The 17,661-nt window shown below is 70.7% G+C and carries 19 protein-coding genes; 10 read left to right on the forward strand and 9 right to left on the reverse strand.

Going from position 1 to position 17,661, the window contains the following annotated elements; all coding sequences use genetic code 11:
* Positions 1-27 precede the first annotated feature (27 nt).
* From ACLJQM_RS05315 to ACLJQM_RS05335, 5 genes are all read right to left on the reverse strand, one after another.
* On the reverse strand, positions 28-1,101 hold the full coding sequence (locus tag ACLJQM_RS05315) for a pentapeptide repeat-containing protein (protein WP_410630331.1): 1,074 nt from the start codon (positions 1,099-1,101) through the stop codon (positions 28-30).
* A gap of 4 nt (positions 1,102-1,105) precedes the next feature.
* On the reverse strand, positions 1,106-2,029 hold the full coding sequence (locus ACLJQM_RS05320) for a hypothetical protein (protein WP_410630332.1): 924 nt from the start codon (positions 2,027-2,029) through the stop codon (positions 1,106-1,108).
* A 174-nt stretch (positions 2,030-2,203) separates the two neighbouring features.
* The gene (locus ACLJQM_RS05325) at positions 2,204-3,073 is read right to left on the reverse strand and encodes a lysozyme (protein WP_360779457.1); all 870 of its coding nucleotides are present in this window, start codon (positions 3,071-3,073) and stop codon (positions 2,204-2,206) included.
* A gap of 193 nt (positions 3,074-3,266) precedes the next feature.
* Entirely contained in the window at positions 3,267-4,082 is an 816-nt protein-coding gene (locus tag ACLJQM_RS05330; RefSeq protein WP_247016885.1) for a lysozyme, read from the reverse strand.
* Between the two features lie 99 nt (positions 4,083-4,181).
* The gene (locus tag ACLJQM_RS05335) at positions 4,182-4,871 is read right to left on the reverse strand and encodes a type VII secretion system-associated protein (RefSeq protein WP_247016887.1); all 690 of its coding nucleotides are present in this window, start codon (positions 4,869-4,871) and stop codon (positions 4,182-4,184) included.
* Between the two features lie 61 nt (positions 4,872-4,932).
* Between ACLJQM_RS05335 and ACLJQM_RS05340 the strand changes: the two genes are divergently transcribed.
* Entirely contained in the window at positions 4,933-5,313 is a 381-nt protein-coding gene (locus ACLJQM_RS05340; protein ID WP_360779464.1) for a sterol carrier family protein, read from the forward strand.
* Positions 5,314-5,325: 12 nt separating this feature from the next.
* Here the strand turns inward: ACLJQM_RS05340 and ACLJQM_RS05345 are convergent, their stop codons facing one another.
* Positions 5,326-6,123 (reverse strand): SAM-dependent methyltransferase, encoded by a 798-nt coding sequence (locus ACLJQM_RS05345; protein WP_247016891.1) that lies wholly within the window; start codon positions 6,121-6,123, stop codon positions 5,326-5,328.
* A gap of 200 nt (positions 6,124-6,323) precedes the next feature.
* Between ACLJQM_RS05345 and ACLJQM_RS05350 the strand changes: the two genes are divergently transcribed.
* The 6 genes from ACLJQM_RS05350 to arfB all read left to right on the forward strand — a co-directional run bounded on the left by ACLJQM_RS05350 (position 6,324) and on the right by arfB (position 11,539).
* A complete protein-coding gene (locus tag ACLJQM_RS05350; RefSeq protein WP_410630333.1) occupies positions 6,324-7,202 on the forward strand; it encodes a helix-turn-helix domain-containing protein in 879 nt (292 codons plus the stop codon).
* Between the two features lie 623 nt (positions 7,203-7,825).
* Positions 7,826-8,065 (forward strand): DUF397 domain-containing protein, encoded by a 240-nt coding sequence (locus ACLJQM_RS05355; RefSeq protein ID WP_247016894.1) that lies wholly within the window; start codon positions 7,826-7,828, stop codon positions 8,063-8,065.
* Positions 8,052-8,357, forward strand: a complete 306-nt coding sequence (locus ACLJQM_RS05360; RefSeq protein WP_247016896.1) for a hypothetical protein — start codon at positions 8,052-8,054, stop codon at positions 8,355-8,357. The genes ACLJQM_RS05355 and ACLJQM_RS05360 overlap by 14 nt, the downstream gene beginning before the upstream one ends.
* Before the next feature lie 120 nt (positions 8,358-8,477).
* The gene (purF, locus tag ACLJQM_RS05365; protein ID WP_247016899.1) at positions 8,478-10,004 is read left to right on the forward strand and encodes an amidophosphoribosyltransferase; all 1,527 of its coding nucleotides are present in this window, start codon (positions 8,478-8,480) and stop codon (positions 10,002-10,004) included.
* A 30-nt stretch (positions 10,005-10,034) separates the two neighbouring features.
* Positions 10,035-11,105: a phosphoribosylformylglycinamidine cyclo-ligase gene (gene purM / locus ACLJQM_RS05370; RefSeq protein ID WP_247016901.1), complete on the forward strand. Its 1,071-nt coding sequence runs from the start codon at positions 10,035-10,037 to the stop codon at positions 11,103-11,105.
* 5 nt (positions 11,106-11,110) lie between these two features.
* Positions 11,111-11,539 (forward strand): alternative ribosome rescue aminoacyl-tRNA hydrolase ArfB, encoded by a 429-nt coding sequence (gene arfB / locus ACLJQM_RS05375; RefSeq protein WP_410630795.1) that lies wholly within the window; start codon positions 11,111-11,113, stop codon positions 11,537-11,539.
* Here arfB and ACLJQM_RS05380 read toward each other — a convergent pair.
* The 3 genes from ACLJQM_RS05380 to ACLJQM_RS05390 form a co-directional block, all read right to left on the reverse strand.
* Positions 11,536-12,282: a GNAT family N-acetyltransferase gene (locus ACLJQM_RS05380; protein WP_410630334.1), complete on the reverse strand. Its 747-nt coding sequence runs from the start codon at positions 12,280-12,282 to the stop codon at positions 11,536-11,538. The two genes, arfB and ACLJQM_RS05380, sit on opposite strands and share 4 nt — an antisense overlap.
* Positions 12,283-12,456: 174 nt before the next feature.
* The gene (locus tag ACLJQM_RS05385) at positions 12,457-13,113 is read right to left on the reverse strand and encodes a VanZ family protein (protein WP_410630335.1); all 657 of its coding nucleotides are present in this window, start codon (positions 13,111-13,113) and stop codon (positions 12,457-12,459) included.
* Between the two features lie 239 nt (positions 13,114-13,352).
* On the reverse strand, positions 13,353-14,258 hold the full coding sequence (locus tag ACLJQM_RS05390) for a Gfo/Idh/MocA family protein (RefSeq protein WP_410630336.1): 906 nt from the start codon (positions 14,256-14,258) through the stop codon (positions 13,353-13,355).
* Between the two features lie 77 nt (positions 14,259-14,335).
* Here ACLJQM_RS05390 and ACLJQM_RS05395 point away from each other — a divergent pair, with 77 nt between their 5' ends.
* Genes ACLJQM_RS05395 through ACLJQM_RS05405 form a run of 3 tightly spaced genes read left to right on the forward strand, consistent with a single transcriptional unit; the run spans position 14,336 to position 17,620 of the window.
* Positions 14,336-14,956, forward strand: a complete 621-nt coding sequence (locus ACLJQM_RS05395) for a hypothetical protein (protein ID WP_410630337.1) — start codon at positions 14,336-14,338, stop codon at positions 14,954-14,956.
* Positions 14,946-16,016: a CbiQ family ECF transporter T component gene (locus ACLJQM_RS05400; RefSeq protein ID WP_410630338.1), complete on the forward strand. Its 1,071-nt coding sequence runs from the start codon at positions 14,946-14,948 to the stop codon at positions 16,014-16,016. The genes ACLJQM_RS05395 and ACLJQM_RS05400 overlap by 11 nt, the downstream gene beginning before the upstream one ends.
* Complete coding sequence (locus ACLJQM_RS05405; protein ID WP_247016914.1) at positions 16,013-17,620, forward strand: ABC transporter ATP-binding protein; 1,608 nt, start codon at positions 16,013-16,015, stop codon at positions 17,618-17,620. The genes ACLJQM_RS05400 and ACLJQM_RS05405 overlap by 4 nt, the downstream gene beginning before the upstream one ends.
* Positions 17,621-17,661: the final 41 nt, after the last annotated feature.

Raw genomic sequence — 17,661 nt, forward strand, 5'->3', positions numbered from 1 at the left:
GCGCCGGCTCCGGCCGGTGCCCTCCGCTCAGCCGTGCTTCGCGACGATCCGCAGGTCCCCGTCGCGGAGCTGCTCGACGTCCCAAACGTCCGGCAGCTGCACGTCCTTCTCCGCCTGGACCCGCGTGTTGTACAGCGAAACCGACTCCGGCAGCGACGCGAACCGCAGGTCGGTCTGCCCGGCGAAAGTAGCCCGCCGAAGGTCGAGCGAGCCTGAACTGACGGCCCCGGCGAACACCGCGTCCTTGGCGAACTCCGCCTCCTTGAACGTGGTCGGTCCGGCGAACGTCGTGTCCGTGAAGTCCGCGTCCTCGGCGAAAGCCGTTCCGCTGAACCACGCGTGACTTTCGAAAACGGCGCCGCGGCACCGGAAGTACCCCACCAGGCGGCCGGTTTCGGTACCGGCGGCGGTCAAGTACACCCGGCCTTTGAAGCGGCAGCCGCTCAGGTTCGTGCTGCTGTGCAGCGACGCGTACCGGAGCAGCAGGCCGCCGATCAGCTTGCCCGAGAGGTCGAGGTACTCCAGCCGGGCGCCGGTCAGGTCCAGGTCGTAGGCCGGGGCTTCGTCGTCGCGCGCCGGGAGCAGGTCGGTGACCAGCCGTTGCGCGGTGAGCCGGACCGTGAGTTCGCGTTCCTGCTCCGGGTCGGGATCGGCGCCCGTGGGCCGGGTGCGGGAAAACGGCCGCCGCAGGTACGAGCACAGGACGTCCAGCACCGTCTGCGTGTACTCCGGGCGGCTTCGCGCCAGCCCCGCCAACGCGTGCAGCGCGCCCACCCGCACCTGGTCCGCCGCGTGGCCGAGCAGCTCGACCGCCTTCGCGAACCGCTCGTCCGCCACCCGCTCGCGGTCCTGTTCGGCGCGCTGCGCCTCGAGTTCGTGCCGCCGTCGCTCGATGTCCTGGCGGCGTTCCTCGACCCGGCGGCGCCGGTCGTTGAGCCACAGCGCGTACAGCGCCACGATCGCGCCGCCGGCGAGGCCGCCCGTCTTCAGCGCGTCACTGCGGCTGGTGGCGGGGTCGGTCAGCAGCCAGCCGCCGACCCCCACCAGCAGCACCAGCGACGCGAAGAACGTCCACGCCAGCGGTGATCGCCACAGCTTCACCCGCTCAGGAAACCAGCATGGTGCTGACGCAGAAACCCTTGTCGTCGAAGTTCGTCGCGCTCAGCGTGCCCTTGACGTTCTTGCCGGCGGACGTCCCGGTGACCTGGCCCTCGACCAGGTACTCGTCGTCCGGCACCTCGCCGAGCTCCAGCTTCAGCGGCGGCTTGAGGAACGTGTCGAGCCACGAGCCGAGCAGGTCCTTCGAGTCGGCGCAGCCCAGCGCGATCGCGCCGGTCTTGTCGCCGGAGTTCAGCTTGTCGATGAAGCCCTGCAGGACCGCCTTGGCGTCCGACGCACCGGAACCCGTCGGGGCCTTGGAGGTCGGCGTCGTCGACTTCTTGGGCGTGGTCGTCTTCGGCGAAGTCGGCTTCGCGGACGTGCTCGACGACGGCGGGGCCGCGACGTTCGTGTTGTCGTCCTTGGAAAGGAAGAACCCGGGCGCGACGAAGCCGGTGACGCCCAGCGCCGCCAGCACGACGACCACGGTGGCGCCGACGGCGATCCACATCCCGGTCTTGCTCTTCTTCGGCGGCGCCGGCGGCCCGCCGAAGCCCTGCGCGTACCCGCCGGTCGCCGGGTCCCAGCCGGACATCTGGCCACCCTGGTTCGGGTCCCAGGCCTGCTGGCCGTACTGCTGCGCGTTCGGGTCGGCCCACGCGGACTGCTGCTGCTGGGCGTTCGGGTCGCCCCACTGCGGCTGCGGGCTCGCCGGGTACCCCTGCTGCTGGTTCGGGTCCCAGCCCTGCTGCTGTTGCTGCTGGCTCGGGTCCCAGCCCTGTGGGTACTGCTGCGTCGGGTACGGCTGGTGCTGCTGGTTGGGGTCCCACCCACCCTGCTGCGGGTACGGCTGCTGGAAGCCACCGGACTGGGGCTGCTGGCCGTACGGGTCGGGCTGACCGGGCTGGCCCGGCTGAGGCGGGTACGTCATCTTTCATGCCTTCCGGGCGCTGGGTGTTCGTGCGCTTCCGACGTCCGCAAGGCCCGTGCGGTTCCCCCAGGACGTGGTGAGCAGCATTCTGCAAGCTCGGACGGTACGGCATGAAACCGGCTCCCGGCCGGGCCGACGCGAAGTCGTCACGATCCGGGAGCCGGGTGGTGCGGGTCAGCCGGTGGCGAGCGCCTGGAGCCGGTCGTAGGCACCGTTGAAGGTGTCCTGGTCGAGCGGGCTCGAGGTGTACTGCCAGACGGTGTAGTAGCTCCAGTTGTAGGGCAGGGTGCCCACCGACGACGCGTACCGCGCGACCCACAGCGGGGCCGTGCTGGAGAAGTCACCGCTCACGCAGCTGCTCCACCAGCTCGTGGACGTGTAGATCACCGGGTACCGGCCGGTCAGGGCGTGGTAGGTGTCGTGGAAGTCGAGGATCCACGACGTCATCCCGGCCTTGCTCAGCCCGTAGCAGGTCGCGCCGTACGGGTTGTACTCCATGTCGAGCGCCCCGGGCAGGGTCTTGCCGTCCTTCGACCAGCCGCCGCCGTGGGCGACGAAGTACCGGGCCTGCGCCGCGCCGCTCGCCGTGTTCGGGGTGGCGAAGTGGTAGGCGCCGCGGATGAAGCCCTGGTTGAACGACCCGTTGTACTGCTGCGCGAAGTACGGGTTGGTGTAGCTGGTGCTCTCGGTGGCCTTGGTCCAGACGAACCGCTTGCCCTGGTTCCACCAGCTCGCCCAGTCGACGTTGCCCTGGTAGCTGGCGACGTCGATGCCGGCGACGGTGGCCAGCACCTGGTTGGGGATCGCCTGGGCGGGCTGCGGTTGCTGCGCCGCCTTCTGCGTGTCCGGTGTCGACTTGTCGCCTTCGACGCGCCGGATCTGCGACCCCAGTTCGTGGTTGTGCTGGGCGATGTCCGCGTTGATCGCGGCGACCGGGTCGGCCTCGGGGGAGAACGTCGCCGCCTGCGCCGTGCTGCCGAGCAGGAGCAGCGTGGCCGGGACGACCAGGGCAGCGAAAAGCCGCCTTCTTCGGGAAGTGGACATGATCGAATCCCTTCACAGAACCCTCGCTGAGGGCGGCTATGTGCAGGTAGCCGCCCGGGCACGATTGTTGAGGACGAGATGGCGGTTTGTCACTCAGTTCCGTGAAATTGGGTATACGCGTGGGTGATTTTCTCGGGGAGTCGATCTTCAATTGGTGACTGGTTAACACCTATTACCGTGGGTGTTGCGCCGTTCAGCCCAGTGCGAGCGCGCGCAGCCGGTCGGCCGAGCCGTTGAACCAGTTCTGGTCGCCGGGTAGCGTGCCGCGGTCGGCGAACTGCCAGATCGTGTGGACGCCCCAGCCGGCGGGCAGCTCGCCGATGTAGGTGTTGTAGCGGGCGATCCAGAGCGGGTTGTCGCCGAACCCGCCGTTGTTCGCGGTGCAGCGCTTCCACCAGCTCGTCGACGTGTAGATCGTCGGGTAGCGGCCGGTCGCCGCGCGGTAGGTCTCGGAGAAGTCGCTGATCCAGCGGACCATCCCGGCGGCGTCCTTGCCGTAGCAGGTTTCGCCGTACGGGTTGTACTCCGCGTCGAGCGCACCGGGCAGGGTCCGGCCGTCGGCCGACCAGCCGCCGCCGTGGGCGAGGAAGTACCGCGCTTGCGACGCGCCGTCGGAGATGTCCGGCCGCGCGAAGTGGTAGGCGCCGCGGATCAGGCCGGCGTCGTACGAGCCGGTGTACTGCTGGGCGAACTGCGGGTTGACGAAGCCGGTGCCCTCGGTCGCCTTGACGTAGACGAACTTGGCGCCGGAGCTCGCCGCGCCCCGCCAGTCGACCGGGCCCTGGTGCCCGCTGACGTCATGGCCGAGCTGCTGGTCGTCGGATCCGTAGAGCACGCCGGGTACCGCACCGACGCCTTCGACCTTGGCGATCTGCGAACCCGCGTAGTGCTCCTCGGCTCCGGCGTAGCCGTCCTGGGCCGTCGCCGGCGTCTGGCCCGCGAGGAGCAGGATCGCGACGGCGAGGGGTAGCAGGGAGCGAACTTCCGGTGAACGACGCAGCACCCTCATGCTCCCCACCGATCTCGTGAGTCTCATCCAGCCTCACGATGCACCCGAGTCGCCGATCTGGCGACTCGGGTGGTCACTCGATGGGGTTAAACCCGCAGGTCAGCGCTGTTCGTCGGCGATCGCCTTCAGGAGGTGTTCGGCCGGCACGACGGCGGTGATCAGGTCGTGCGGGTTGATCGCGACCGGGTGACCGCCGAGCAGGCTGACGATGTCGCGGCCGAGCACGGCGCGGGCGTGCGGCCACTCGCCCGGCACCAGCGCCTTGCGGGTGTACGCCGGCACCATCACGCGGCCGTCGGTGTTGTGGAACCCGATGACCGTGCGCTGCACCGGCGACATCGCGTAGACGAACAGCGTCGAGTCGAGGACGACCTTCGGCAGGTCCGACGGCGGCCGGTGCTCGGTGCGGACGAGCTGCAGCAGCTGCTCGAGGTCGTTCGACGGCTCCGGGAAACCCAGCGCCTTCGGCGAAGGCCGGTAGCGGTCGTTGGGGTGGAAGTCCGCGACCACGTCGCCGACGCCGTTCACCGGGTAGGCCCCGACGACCGCCCACGACGGGACCGGCCCGTTGGGGTCGAAGGCTTCGTCGATGACGTAGAGCCAGCTGTCGGGGTTGGCGCGGGCGTTCGCCCGCATCTCCGCGGTGATCTCGGGCGTGCCGTGCTTCCCGGAACGCCGGGCCTGCTGGCCGCTGCGCCGCGCCGCGCGGCTGTGCTTGCCGGGGCGATCGGGCCCGCTTCCGGTGGGCTGCTGCGAAACCATCCGATCCGCCTCGTCCCGCTGCGCCATCTCATCCCCACGTTCTCGGGTGTCTCTGAAAACTCTTGGTGCGCCACTCTACTGTTTGCCCATGGCCTCTTCGCGTTCGGTCGACCCCGGACAGTTACGTGCGGCGGTGGTGGCGGTTTTCCCTTGGCTGCAGGGCGATGCGCCGGACCCGGCGCGGCCCGAGCTCGCGGCGGCGGTGCGGCTCAGCCTGCGCGCGCTGGCGGCCGACGCGCCGGGCCGCACGGTCGAAGTCCGCGTGCCGCCGTTCGCGGCGGTGCAGTGCGTGGAAGGGCCGCGGCACACCCGCGGCACGCCGCCGAACGTGATCGAGACGGACCCGCGCACGTGGCTCGAACTGGCCACCGGGGTACTGGACTGGACCACTGCGGTGGCGGACGGCCGGGTGTCCGCATCGGGCACCCGGGCCGACCTTTCCCACTGGCTCCCCCTCGTCCGCCTCTGACGGACGGGGCGTTCAGAGCTTGCGGCCGACGCCGCCGGCGATCGTCCGCTGCGCGACGTTGAGCTCCTTGAGCCGCGGGCCGTCCGGCCACCAGTCGGCGCACAGCGTCACGCCGGGCTTGACCATTTCGAGCCCCGGGAACAGCTCTTCGATCTCCTGCTGCGTCCGGAAGGTGCCGGAACCCATCGGGCTGTGCACGAAGAAGTCTTCCATGCGGCGCGCGGTCTCGGAGTCTTCGTTCTGCGGGTCGAAGAAGTGGCTGAGTCCCACGAAGGAGCCGGACGGCAGCGCGTCGACGTACTCCTTCATGATCGCCTTCGGCCGGTCCTTGTCGCCCTTGAAGTGGTGCAGGGTGCCCATCTGCAGCAGCACGAGCGGCTGGCTGAAGTCGATGTGCTCGCGGACGACCTCGTTCTCGAGGATCCGCTCCGGCTCGAAGATGTCTTCGGCGACGAAGTGGGTGTGCTCGTTCTCTTCGAGCAACGCGCGGCCGTGGGCGAGGACCACGGGGTCGTTGTCGACGTAGACGACCTTGGTCTCCGGGTTGATCCGCTGGACGACCTGGTGGGTGTTCTCCGCGGTCGGCAGGCCGGATCCGAGGTCCAGGAACTGGGTGATGCCGGTCTGGCTCGCGAGGAAGCGGCAGGCGCGGATGAGGAAGCCGCGGTTCTCGAACGCCAGGTCCTGAGCTTCCGGGGCGGCCTTCTGCACCTGGCCGAGGACCTCCCGGTCGATCTCGTAGTTGTCCTTCCCGAGCAGGAAGGCGTCGTACACGCGCGCGATGCTCGCTCGGGTCGGGTCGACCCCCACGGGAACTCGTTCGGTCCGGGTCGCGGCGTCGGGCATCTTGAACCTCGCAAGTTCTGTGTCGAAAGTCTCGTACTCTACGTAGAGTAGGCCGACGCGCGCATGGGGTAAACCGGGTCACCTCTTTGCGCAGGACGGGTTAACGTGTACTTTCGGTAGTCGGGCTAGAACCCCCTGGTGACGTGAGCGCGGAAGGTCCGGGAATGAACGCGGTGAACGCGTCCGCAGGAGAACAGAACATCGGCCCCACGGCGCGCCGCATGATCCTGGGCTCCCAGCTGCGGCGGCTCCGTGAAGAGGCCGGCATCACCCGGCAGCAGGCCGGGTACAACATCCGCGGGTCCGAATCGAAGATCAGCCGGCTGGAACTCGGCCGGGTCGGTTTCAAGGAACGCGACGTCACCGACCTGCTGACGATGTACGGCGTCGAGGACTCGACGGAACGCCAGACGTTCCTCGACATGGTCAAGCAGTCGAACGAGCCGGGCTGGTGGCGCCGCTTCGGCGACACGATGCCGAACTGGTTCACCGACCTCGTCGGCCTCGAAGAAGCCGCCGCGCGAATCCAGATCTGGGAGCCGATCTACGTGTCGGGCCTGCTCCAGATCGAGCCGTACGCGCGAGCGATCTTCAGCCACGGCCGGTCGGAGATGGCCGGCGAGCGCGTCGACCAGCTGGTCGCGCTGCGGATGCGGCGCCAGAAGATGTTCAGCAGGCCGGACGCGCCCCGCGTATGGATGGTCCTCGACGAGTCGGTCCTGCACCGGCCGATCGGCGGCGTGAAGGTCCTCAAGCAGCAGATCGAATTCCTGCTCGAGATGAGCGCACTGCCGCACGTATCGGTCCAGGTCCTGCCGTACACGCGCAGCGGCCTGTCCGCGGAACACGCGTTTTCCCTGCTGCGGTTCGGCGAGCCGGAACTGCCGAACATCGCGTACGTCGAGTACATGACCGGCGCGCACTACATCGAGAAGCGCGAAGAGATCGAAAAGTACAGCCGCGCGCTCGACATGCTCGCGGTCGATTCGGAGACCCCGGAGCGAAGCCGGGCCCTGCTGGCCAAGCGCCGCGCGGAGATCTGACGCTGCTGCGCACCCTCAGTCGCGAATGAGTCATTCGCGACCTCTGTTGTCCCGAATGACTCATTCGCGACGCCCGGGAAGGCGCGCCTCACCTGTGCCTGCCCACGTCATGAACGACTCGTTTATGACGTCCAGCGCGGTGAACGACTCGTTCATGACGTCCGGCCCCGCCGTCTCCGCCGCCCGGGGCCCGGCGAAGTCGCCGCGGCGCGCCCGGCCGGAGCTGCAAACCGCTGCCGGGGCCGTGCAAGTGAAAGACCCGTTCACCTCGCCAGACGTCATGAACGACCCGTTCATGACATCTCGCGCGCGGGCGGCCAGGTGAGTGCGCCACCTCGACGGCGCACGTCCCATCCGCCGCCCGCCACCGTCACTCTTCGAAGCCGCCCGCCGATTCCCGTCCCTCTCACCGGTAACCACTCGTAGTGGTTAACCCGAAAGAGTACCTACCGATCACCCGATAGGTGAACCCATCCCCAGCGCTTCTTTACCGTCCGAAAACTTTGCAAGAACTTCTGCACGTGCATTTACCATTGCAGGCACACGTGCTAGCCTTCGACACGCGGGCAAATGCACATGCAGACGCGGCGCCCGGGGCATATTCCGCTTCGAGAGGTGGGAACGTGGCTGAGCGATTCGAAAACGGTATCCCGGCGACCTTGCTGACCGGTGCGCAGTGGCGCAAGGCCAGTTACAGCGGCGCTTACGGCAACTGTGTCGAGGTGGCGCCGCTGTCCAGCGGCGAGATCGCCATGCGCAACTCGCGCTTCCCGACCGGCCCGGCGCTCGTCTACACGCGCGCGGAGATGGCGGCCTTCCTGGCCGGCGCCAAGGACGGTGAGTTCGACGATGTCCTCGGCTGAGGCCGTCGCCTCCGTCTTCGACATCGAGACCGGACTGCAGGAGCTGGTGGCTCGCGGTTACCAGTTCGTCCACCCCGCCGACGAGCGTGGCGAGGTCCTCGCCGTCGTCGGCGTGCGGGTGCACGACGACGTGGTGGACGTGGTCCGGCTCAACGCCGAGGACGACGTGGTGGCAACCCGGATGCCCGGCACCGAAGACAACATCTTCGAGCCGGAGCGGTGGCTTTGGCGCCGCCGCGGCGAAGGCGCACAGGTGCTCTCCGAGATCCTCGCGTTGCCGGATGCGTGCTGAAGAACCCCAAGCTTGCGGGCCCCGTCCGAAGTGGTCAGAACCACTCCGGGCGGGGCCTGACTCATGTTCGCACCGTCTACACTGAAACCGGCCTGACCACGTCTTCCCTGGAGCTACTCGGTGGTTTCCGACCCGCAGCTCGTGCCCGACCAGCCCGAACCGGAACCCCGTGAGGAGTGTGGCGTCTTCGGCGTCTGGGCTCCTGGGGAAGAAGTCGCGAAGCTGACCTACTACGGCCTCTACGCCCTGCAGCACCGGGGCCAGGAGGCCGCCGGTATTTCCGTGTCCGACGGCTCGCAGATCGTGGTCTTCAAGGACCTCGGCCTGGTCAGCCAGGTGTTCGACGAGCAGATCCTGCAGTCGCTGCAGGGCCACATCGCCGTCGGGCACTGCCGGTACTCGACCACCGGCGCGACCATCTGGGAGAACGCGCAGCCGATCTTCCGCACCACCGACACCGGCAGCGGCCTCTCCTTCGCGCACAACGGCAACCTCGTCAACACCGCCGAACTGCGCGAACGCACCATCGCCGCCGGGCTCAAGCCGCACGCGGGGCTGACCGGCTCGTCGAGCGACTCCGACCTCGTCTGCGGCCTGCTCGCGGCGAACGCCGCCGACAAGGGCATCGAGGCCGCGGCGATGGAACTGCTGCCCACGCTCAAGGGCGCGTTCTGCCTGGTGTTCGCCGATGAGAACACCCTTTACGCGGCCCGCGACCCGCACGGCGTGCACCCGCTGGTGCTCGGCCGGCTCGAACGCGGCTGGGTCGTCTCCAGCGAGACGGCGGGCCTCGACATCGTCGGCGCGTCCTTCGTCCGCGAGGTCGAGCCCGGCGAGCTCATCGCGATCGACGCCGCGGGCCTGCGGTCCTCCCGGTTCGCGAACCCCGACCCCAAGGGCTGCGTCTTCGAGTACGTCTACCTCGCGCGCCCCGACACCACGATCGCCGGCCGCGGCGTGCACGCCACCCGCGTCGAGATCGGGCGGCGGCTCGCCGGTGAGCAGCCGGTCGAGGCCGACCTCGTGATGCCGGTGCCGGAGTCGGGTACGCCGGCCGCGATCGGTTACGCGCAGGGTTCCGGCATCCCCTACGGCACCGGCCTGGTGAAGAACGCCTACGTCGGGCGCACGTTCATCCAGCCGTCGCAGACCATCCGCCAGCTGGGCATCCGCCTCAAGCTGAACCCGCTGCGCGACGTCATCCGCGGCAAGCGCCTGGTCGTCGTGGACGACTCGATCGTCCGCGGCAACACCCAGCGCGCGCTCGTCCGGATGCTGCGGGAGGCCGGCGCGCTCGAGGTGCACGTCCGGATCGCGTCACCGCCCGTGCGCTGGCCGTGCTTCTACGGCATCGACTTCGCGTCGCGGGCCGAACTGGTCGCGAACGGCGTCGACACCGACGGCATCCGGCGCTCGATCGGCGCCGACTCCCTGGGCTACATTTCCCTGGACGGCCTGGTCGCGGCGACGGAACAGCCGAAGTCGCGGCTGTGCACGGCGTGCTTCTCCGGCGAGTACCCGATCGCGCTCCCGGAGGACGCGCTGATCGGGAAGCACCTGCTCGAAAGCCTCGACTCGGTCAATGGCGCGGCGACCCCGGTCAGCCCCGCCGGGTACGGTGCCGAAGACGCCGTCCGGCGTCCCTAGCAGTTCCTTCCAGTAGGGAGTCCTTCCACCGTGAGCGAGTCCACGAGCGCCACGTACGCCGCCGCCGGTGTCAGCATCGATGCCGGTGACCAAGCCGTCGAGCTGCTCAAGCCGCACGCCGAACGGGCCACGCGGCCCGAGGTCATGGGCGGTGTCGGCGGCTTCGCCGGGCTCTTCTCCCTGAAGCTCGACAAGTGGAAGGAGCCGGTGCTCGCGTCCTCGACCGACGGCGTCGGCACCAAGATCGCGGTCGCGCAGGCGCTCGACAAGCACGACACGGTCGGCATCGACCTGGTCGCCATGGTGGTCGACGACCTGGTCGTGACCGGTGCCGAGCCGCTGTTCCTGCAGGACTACATCGCCGTCGGCAAGGTGCACCCGGAGAAGATCGCCGCGCTGGTCGGCGGCATCGCCGAAGGCTGCGTGCAGGCCGGCTGCGCCCTGCTCGGCGGCGAAACCGCGGAGCACCCGGGCCTGATGGGCGAGCACGACTACGACATGTCGGCCACCGGCGTCGGCGTCGTCGAGGCTTCGCAACTGCTTTCGCCGGAAAAGGTCCGTCCGGGTGACGTCGTTCTGGCCCTCGGCTCGTCCGGATTGCACTCGAACGGGTACTCCTTGGCCCGCCACGTGCTGCTGGACATCGCCCGGATGCCGCTCGACGGGCACGTCGAGGAGTTCGGCCGCACCCTCGGCGAGGAGATGCTGGAGCCGACGCGGATCTACGCGAAGGACTGCCTGGCGCTCGCCGCCGAGACCGAGGTCCGGACGTTCGCGCACATCACCGGCGGCGGCCTGGAGGCGAACCTCGCCCGCGTCATGCCGCGCGGCCTGGTCGCCCGCCTCGAGCGCGGCACCTGGACGCCGGCGCCGGTGTTCGCCCTGATCGGGCAGCGCGGCAAGGTCGAGCGGGCCGAGCTGGAGAAGACGTTCAACATGGGCGTCGGCATGGTCGCGATCGTCGGTGCCGAGGACGTCGACCGGGCGCTGGCCATGCTGACCGCGCGGCACGTCCCGGCGTGGATCCTGGGCGACGTGCAGCCGGCCGGCGACGTCGACGGCCCGCGCGCGGTGCTCTCGGGCGACCACCCGCGGTTCTGACGGTGGTGACCGGGGACGTCGTGGTCGGCTCCCGGTTCGTCGTCCCGGAAGCCGAGCTCAGCGAACGCTTTTCGCGCTCGTCGGGCCCCGGCGGGCAAGGCGTCAACACGACGGACTCGCGCGTCGAGCTGTCGTTCGACGTCGCCGCGTCGCCGTCGATCCCGGAGCACCTGCGCGACCGCGTGCTGGCCGCGCTCGGCCCCCGGCTGGTCGACGGCGTCCTGACCATCGCGGCGAGTGAGCACCGCTCGCAGCTGCAGAACCGCGAAGCGGCGCGCGGGCGGCTGGCGAACCTGCTGCTCGACGCGTCGGCGCCGCCGCCGGCCAAGCGGCGCGCCACGAAACCGTCCCGCGGTTCCAAGGAGCGCCGCCTGGCGTCGAAGAAGCGCCGGAGCGACGTGAAACGAGGCCGCTCCGGCCGCTTCGACGATTAACCCAAGGAGAGGTGCACGCACTCCCCGGCCGGCCGGTAGCCGACCCGGGCGTAGACGTTCCCGATCTTCAGGTCACCGGGGGTGAGGAACGCCGTGTGGGCACCGGCCTCGTGGACTTCCCCGGTCAGCCGCGCGGTGAGCGCCGCGGCGATCCCGCGCCCGCGGTACGGCTCGAGCACGGCGATCCCGGCCACCTCGGTGGTGCCGTCGACGACCGCGAGCGCAAGGCCGCCGCCGACGACCGCTCCGGTGGCGACGTCCTCCGCCAGGAGGTGCCGCACGCCGGTGCCGGCCTTGAGCCGCTCGACCTCGTCGTCGCCGATCTCCGCGGGGTCGCCGAACGCCGTGTTCTGCGCCGATCGCATCCGCCGGAAGTCGTCGTCCGACTCCGGCGCGCGCAGCCGGATCCCCGCCGGGACGGGCCGGTCGACCCGCCCGTCCGGGCCGCAGGTCATCAGCGGCACCCGTCGTTCGAGCGCGTACCCCGCCCCGACCAGCAGTTTCTCCAGGTCGGGGGCGACGTCGGTGAAGTACTCCAGCCGCGGGAGCAGGTCCCGCCGCCGGTACGCGCTGGTGAGCGCGTCGATCTCGGCCGCGGCCGGCTTCGCGCCGTCGTCCGGGATCGCGTAGTTGAGCATCGGGTGCGCCGTACCGGGCGAGTAGGTCGCCAGGAACGGGCCGACCCGCTCGGTCTCACGGCCGTGCGGTGCCGTCTTGCGGACATAGGTCTGGATGGCAGACATTCGAGCCTTTCGAAGAGCACGCCGAGGAACCGCGGCCGCCGAACGGGGCACGCGGGCAGATCGCCGGGCGTCGGGCCTAGCGGGGGCCGACGCCGAACGCGGCGCCAGGCATAGGCGGTCATTCCTCGACTCGAAGGGCTCTTCGCCCCCAGTTTCGCACCGGCCGCAACCGGTTTACCGGCGCTCCGGGTGGGCGATCGCGGCGTAGCGCGTGTCCCACACCGAACGCGGCACGCGCATCCGGAGCGTGGGCGACTCGCAGATCCGGCGCCGTTGCGCCGGGATGGCCACCGGCGCCGGTGGTGGCGGGTCGAGCGCACCCCACCCGCGGCGGCTCAAGGCCGCGCCGAGCGTCGCGCCGACGGTGTTCAGCAAGACGTCGTCGGCCGAGGTGACCCGACCGGAGTGGATCAGATATTGCGTACCTTCCACCAGTAGGGACGCGAGCAGCGCGGCCAGTGCGATGCGGAAGAGCGTGCGCAGCCGGCGCAGCCGAAGCGGTAGCAGGGCACCGAGCGGGCAGAGCAGCAGGACGTTGCCGATCACCTGCCAGAGTGACCCGCCGTCGGCGAAAGCCGCGGTGATGTCGGAGCCGGGTACGAGGTCGAGCGTGCTCTCGGAAGAGCCGCCGACCGGCATGATGACCAGGCAGAACACCAGAAAGGCAACGAGCAGCGCGGCGCAGTCGACGCCGGCTGTCGCGGTCGCGAAGCGGGCTGGGAGTCTTCGGCGGCGCCGGGCCGCGAGCAGCGGCCAGCCGAGCAGCGCGTACGGCAGCGCGATCGCCGAAATCGGAATCATCCCCCAGAAGGCGCGAAGCAGGGCTTCCATGCGCCTCCTCTCTCGGAACCCCTCCACTCGAAATCACCTTCGCATCGCAAGATCGACTCGGCAGTCCGAGCGAGCCGCACTATTCGGTGATCTTTCCGGTGGCGGAGTTTGTCCCGCCGTGGTTCGGTCAGGAGGCGCACTGTCCACAGTGGAGATTGTGGACAACCCTGTGGAAGAACTGGGGGACACCGACGGAAACCGTTGTCGGACAACGGAAACGCGCGAGAGGGGCCTGTGTACTACTCGGCGAGCTGCCGGGCCTGTTCGAGCAGCGTCTGCAGGTGCAGGCCGCGCCGGACGTCGCACGGGTGGGTCGTCGTACCGCTGGCGATCATCGCCGCGAAGTCGTCCAGGAGTGCGGTGTAGGACTCCTGCGCCGAGCCCGGTTTGCGCCCGAGCGTCCGGTAGCCGTGCTGACCCCAGACGGCGAGTTCGACGACGGTCGGCTGCACCGGGAGCCGCAACGAGAGCGTGGCGGTGCTGAAAACGCCGCCGTCGTGGGCCAGCATCAGGTGCCAGAGGTCGCCGGGGCTGCGCCGCGCGGCGACGACGCCGGTGATCGGGCCGAGCGCGGCGTCGAGGAGGTCGAGCGCGTGCGGGCCGATGTCGAACAGCGCGCCGCCGTCGTCCTGGCGCCACTCCGAAGCCGCGTACTGGCCGCCGAGCAGGGCACCGGAGAGCCAGCGCGCGCCACCGCCCGTCCAGCCGCCGGCCTGGGCGAGGCCGGCGAGCCACTCCTGCGTCTGCGCCGAGTACCGCAGCGTCAGGACGACGAGCGCGGCCACGTCGGCGGCGGCGACCGCGTCGGCCAGCCGTCGCGCGCCTTCGAGGTCGGCGGCGATCGGCTTCTCGAGGATCAGGTGCTTCCCGGCTTCGGCCGCGCGCACGCCCAGTTCGGCCTGGATCGACGGCGGGACGGCCAGCGCGACCGCGTCCACCTGCTCGAACAGCTCCTCGACGCTGCCCGCGGTGTTCGCGCAGTGTGTCTCCGCAAGCGCTTGCGCCGCCTCCGGCCGCCGGGCCCAGACCGCGGTCAGCGCCGTGCCGGGGTGATCCGCGAGGCCCGGCGCGTGCACCGTTTTCGCCCACGGGCCGGCACCGATCAGGCCGACGCGCAGCTGTCCGTCCGCGATGAGCTGTCCCACGGCCCGCAGTCTAGGTGTGGTGCTCGTCGCGCCGGAACCGCACCTTCGGCGGGTGCCGTCCTGGCTAAAGTGCCTGCATGATCGCCTCCCGTTTCGCCGTCGTCTGCGCTCTCCTGTTCGGCGCCGCCTTCGTGGGCGCCGCGCCCGCGTCGGCGGCGGGCACGGCCGGGACCTGCCCGGAAGGCGGCGGCGTCACGGTGGTCGTCGACTTCGGCGACCTGGGCCCGCAGCCGCTGATCCGCTGCGCCCCCGGAACGCCGGCGAACGGCATCGCGGCCCTGCAGGACGCCGGCGTCGAGGTCGCCGGTTCGCAGAAGTACGGCCTGGCCGTGGCCTGCCGGATCGCGGGGCAGCCCGGGCCCGACGTCGAGTCGTGCGCGGGGATGCCGTCGGCGACGGCGTACTGGAGCTACTGGCACGCTTCCGCCGGGGGCAGCTGGACGTCGAGCCAGGAGGGCGCGCAGACCGCGAAGCCGGTCGCCGGCGGGTTCGAGGGCTGGGCGTTCGCGCGGCCGAAGACGGCGAACGACCTGCCGACGCCGCCGAAGGTGGCGCCGGTGCGGCAGGCCGCCACCAACGCCCCCGCGCCCGCCGAGCAGGGCAGCTCGTTCCCGTGGGGCCTGGTGATCGGCGCGGTCGTGATCGTGGTGGTCGGCGGCGCCGGGATCGTCGTCGCCCGCCGTCGGCGTGCGCAGTAGGGCGCTGCACCCCGGCGCCTGGTGGGCGTGGGCGCTCGCACTGGCCGTCGCGGCCAGCCGCACGACGAACCCGCTGCTGCTCGGCCTGATCATCGCCGTCGCCGGGTTCGTGGTCGCGAACCGGCGGAGTGACGCGCCCTGGGCGCTGGCGTTCCGGCTGTACGCGTACGTCGGCGCGTTGATCGTCGCCTCGCGGGTGCTCTTCCGGATCCTGGTCGGCGGCGAAGACGGCGGGCACGTGCTGTTCTCGCTGCCGCGGATCCCGCTCGCCGCCGGGTTGTCCCTGCTCGGGCCGACGTCGGCCGAGGAACTGCTCGGCGGCTTCTACGACGGCCTGCGGCTGGCGACGATGGTGGTCTGCGTCGGCGCGGCGAACGCCCTGGCGAACCCGAAACGCCTGCTCAAGGCGGTGCCGGGCGCGCTGTACGAGGTCGGCACGGCGGTGACGGTGGCGCTGACGGTCGCGCCCCAGCTCGTCGAGAGCGTGCAACGCGTCCGGCGCGCGCGGCGGCTGCGAGCGGGCCGGACTCGCGGGCTGCGGGCGGTCAAGGGCATCGTGGTGCCGGTGCTGGAGGACGCGATGGACCGCTCGCTGCGGCTGGCGGCCGCGATGGATTCCCGGGGCTACGGGCGCCGGGCGTACCTGAGCGGCGGGATGCGGGTGCTGATCGCGGCCTGCGTCCTGGCCGGGCTGACCGGCGTGTGCGTCGGCGTCTACGGCGTGCTCGACGGGACGTCGTCGTGGCTCGGCGTGCCGCTGCTGGCCGCGGGGCTGGTGGTGGCGGTCGCGGGGTTCGTCCTCGGCGGCCGGCGCGTGCGGCGGACGGCGTACCGGCCGGACCCGTGGGGCTGGCCGGAGACGTTGGTCGTCGTGGCCGGGGCCGGGTCGTGCGCGCTGCTGTTCGCGACCGCGCGGATCGACCCGGGCCGGCTGTTCCCGTCGCTGAGCCCGTTGCGCTGGCCGGAGGTTTCCTGGGTGCACGCGTTGTCCGTGCTGGTCGCGGTGCTGCCGGCGTTCGTCGCGCCGCCACCGCCGTCGTTGTCGGAGGTCGTCCGGTGATCGAGTTCTCGAGGGTCACGGTGACCTACCCGGACGCCTCGCGGCCGGTGCTTTCGGACGTCTCGCTGGAGGTCGAGGAAGGCGAGTTGTGCCTGGTCGCGGGGCCGACCGGGGCGGGGAAGTCGACGTTGCTCGGTGCGCTGAACGGGCTCGTCCCGCACTTCACCGGCGGCCGCCTGGCGGGGCGCGTGGTCGTCGCCGGCCTGGACACGTCCGCGCACCCCCCGCGTGAACTGGCTTCGGTCGTCGGCGTCGTCGGGCAGGACCCGCTGGCGGGGTTCGTGACGGACACCGTCGAGGAGGAGCTCGCGTACGCGATGGAGCAGCTGGCGGTGCCGCCGGACGTCATGCGCAAGCGGGTCGAGGAAACGCTGGACCTGCTGGGCATCGCGGAACTGCGCAACCGTCCACTCCGGACACTTTCCGGCGGCCAGCAGCAGCGGGTGGCGATCGGCTCGGTGCTGACGGCCCACCCGTCCGTGGTGGTGCTCGACGAGCCGACGTCGGCCCTCGACCCGACCGCGGCCGAGGACGTTCTCGCGGCGATCACCCGCCTGGTGCACGACCTGGGGACGACGGTGGTCGTGGCGGAGCACCGGATGGAGCGCGTCGCGCAGTACGCGGACCGGCTGCTGTACCTGCCGGGCGACGGCTCGGTGCGGTCGGGGACGCCCGCGGAGATCCTGGCGACGTCGCCGATCGCACCCCCGATCGCCGAGCTGGGCCGGCTCGCGGGCTGGTCACCGCTGCCGTTGTCGGTCCGGGACGCGCGGCGGGTCGCGGGTCCGCTGCGGTCCCGCCTGTCGTCGATCCCGAAATTGTCGGTGGTGGGTTCTAGTCTCTCGGTGACCGGTCGAGCACTGGACGTGAGAGGGGTGGTGGTCCGCTACGGAGATGTCTCGGCGGTGCGCGGGGTGGACCTGCGGGCCGGGCCGGGGGAAGTGATCGCGCTGATGGGACGCAACGGCTCCGGCAAGTCGTCGCTTCTCTGGGCGGTGCAGGGCAGCGGCCCGAGGTCGGCGGGGAAGGTCGACGTCGGCGGCGCGGACCCGGCATCGCTCAAGCCACGAGCGGCCCGTCAGCGCGTGGGGCTGGTCCCGCAGACACCGGCGGACCTGCTGTACCTCGATTCGGTGGAAGCCGAGTGCGCACAGGCGGACACCGAATCGCAGGTACCGGCGGGGACGGCACGTGCCCTGCTGGACCGCCTGGCCCCGGGAATAGCCGGCGAAGCGCACCCAGGCGACCTCTCGGAGGGCCAGCGCCTGGCCCTGGTCCTGGCGATCCAGCTGGCGGCGGCACCCCCGGTCGTCCTCCTCGACGAGCCCACCCGCGGCCTGGACTACCACGCAAAACGACGCTTCGCGGCGATCCTGCGAGAGCTGGCCTCGCAGGGTCGAGCGGTGCTGCTGGCCACGCACGACGTCGAGTTCGTGGCAACGGTGGCGAGCCGGGTGGTGGTCATGGCCGAGGGCGAGATAGTCGCGGACGGCCCGACGAAGGAGGTGATCGTCGCCTCCCCGGCGTTCGCGCCCCAGGTGGCGAAGATCCTGGCCCCGGAGCAATGGCTGACGGTGGACGAGGTCGCGGAAGCGCTGGCATGAGGAGACACGAACCTTCGAGGCCGGCTGACGGAGCCGCGCGG

The sequence above is a fragment of the Amycolatopsis sp. cmx-4-83 genome (assembly GCF_046548815.1).
Taxonomy (GTDB): domain Bacteria; phylum Actinomycetota; class Actinomycetes; order Mycobacteriales; family Pseudonocardiaceae; genus Amycolatopsis; species Amycolatopsis pretoriensis_A.

Excerpts from the sequence above, each read along its gene's own strand:
- ACLJQM_RS05360 (WP_247016896.1), top strand. The coding sequence starts at position 8,052 with ATGTCCTCGGCTGAGGCCGTCGCCTCCGTCTTCGACATCGAGACCGGA.
- ACLJQM_RS05330 (WP_247016885.1), bottom strand. The coding sequence starts at position 4,082 with ATGAGGGTGCTGCGTCGTTCACCGGAAGTTCGCTCCCTGCTACCCCTC.
- ACLJQM_RS05325 (WP_360779457.1), bottom strand. The coding sequence starts at position 3,073 with ATGTCCACTTCCCGAAGAAGGCGGCTTTTCGCTGCCCTGGTCGTCCCG.
- ACLJQM_RS05335 (WP_247016887.1), bottom strand. The coding sequence starts at position 4,871 with ATGGCGCAGCGGGACGAGGCGGATCGGATGGTTTCGCAGCAGCCCACC.
- ACLJQM_RS05385 (WP_410630335.1), bottom strand. The coding sequence starts at position 13,113 with ATGGAAGCCCTGCTTCGCGCCTTCTGGGGGATGATTCCGATTTCGGCG.
- ACLJQM_RS05320 (WP_410630332.1), bottom strand. The coding sequence starts at position 2,029 with ATGACGTACCCGCCTCAGCCGGGCCAGCCCGGTCAGCCCGACCCGTAC.
- ACLJQM_RS05395 (WP_410630337.1), top strand. The coding sequence starts at position 14,336 with ATGATCGCCTCCCGTTTCGCCGTCGTCTGCGCTCTCCTGTTCGGCGCC.
- ACLJQM_RS05340 (WP_360779464.1), top strand. The coding sequence starts at position 4,933 with ATGGCCTCTTCGCGTTCGGTCGACCCCGGACAGTTACGTGCGGCGGTG.
- ACLJQM_RS05350 (WP_410630333.1), top strand. The coding sequence starts at position 6,324 with ATGAACGCGGTGAACGCGTCCGCAGGAGAACAGAACATCGGCCCCACG.
- ACLJQM_RS05380 (WP_410630334.1), bottom strand. The coding sequence starts at position 12,282 with ATGTCTGCCATCCAGACCTATGTCCGCAAGACGGCACCGCACGGCCGT.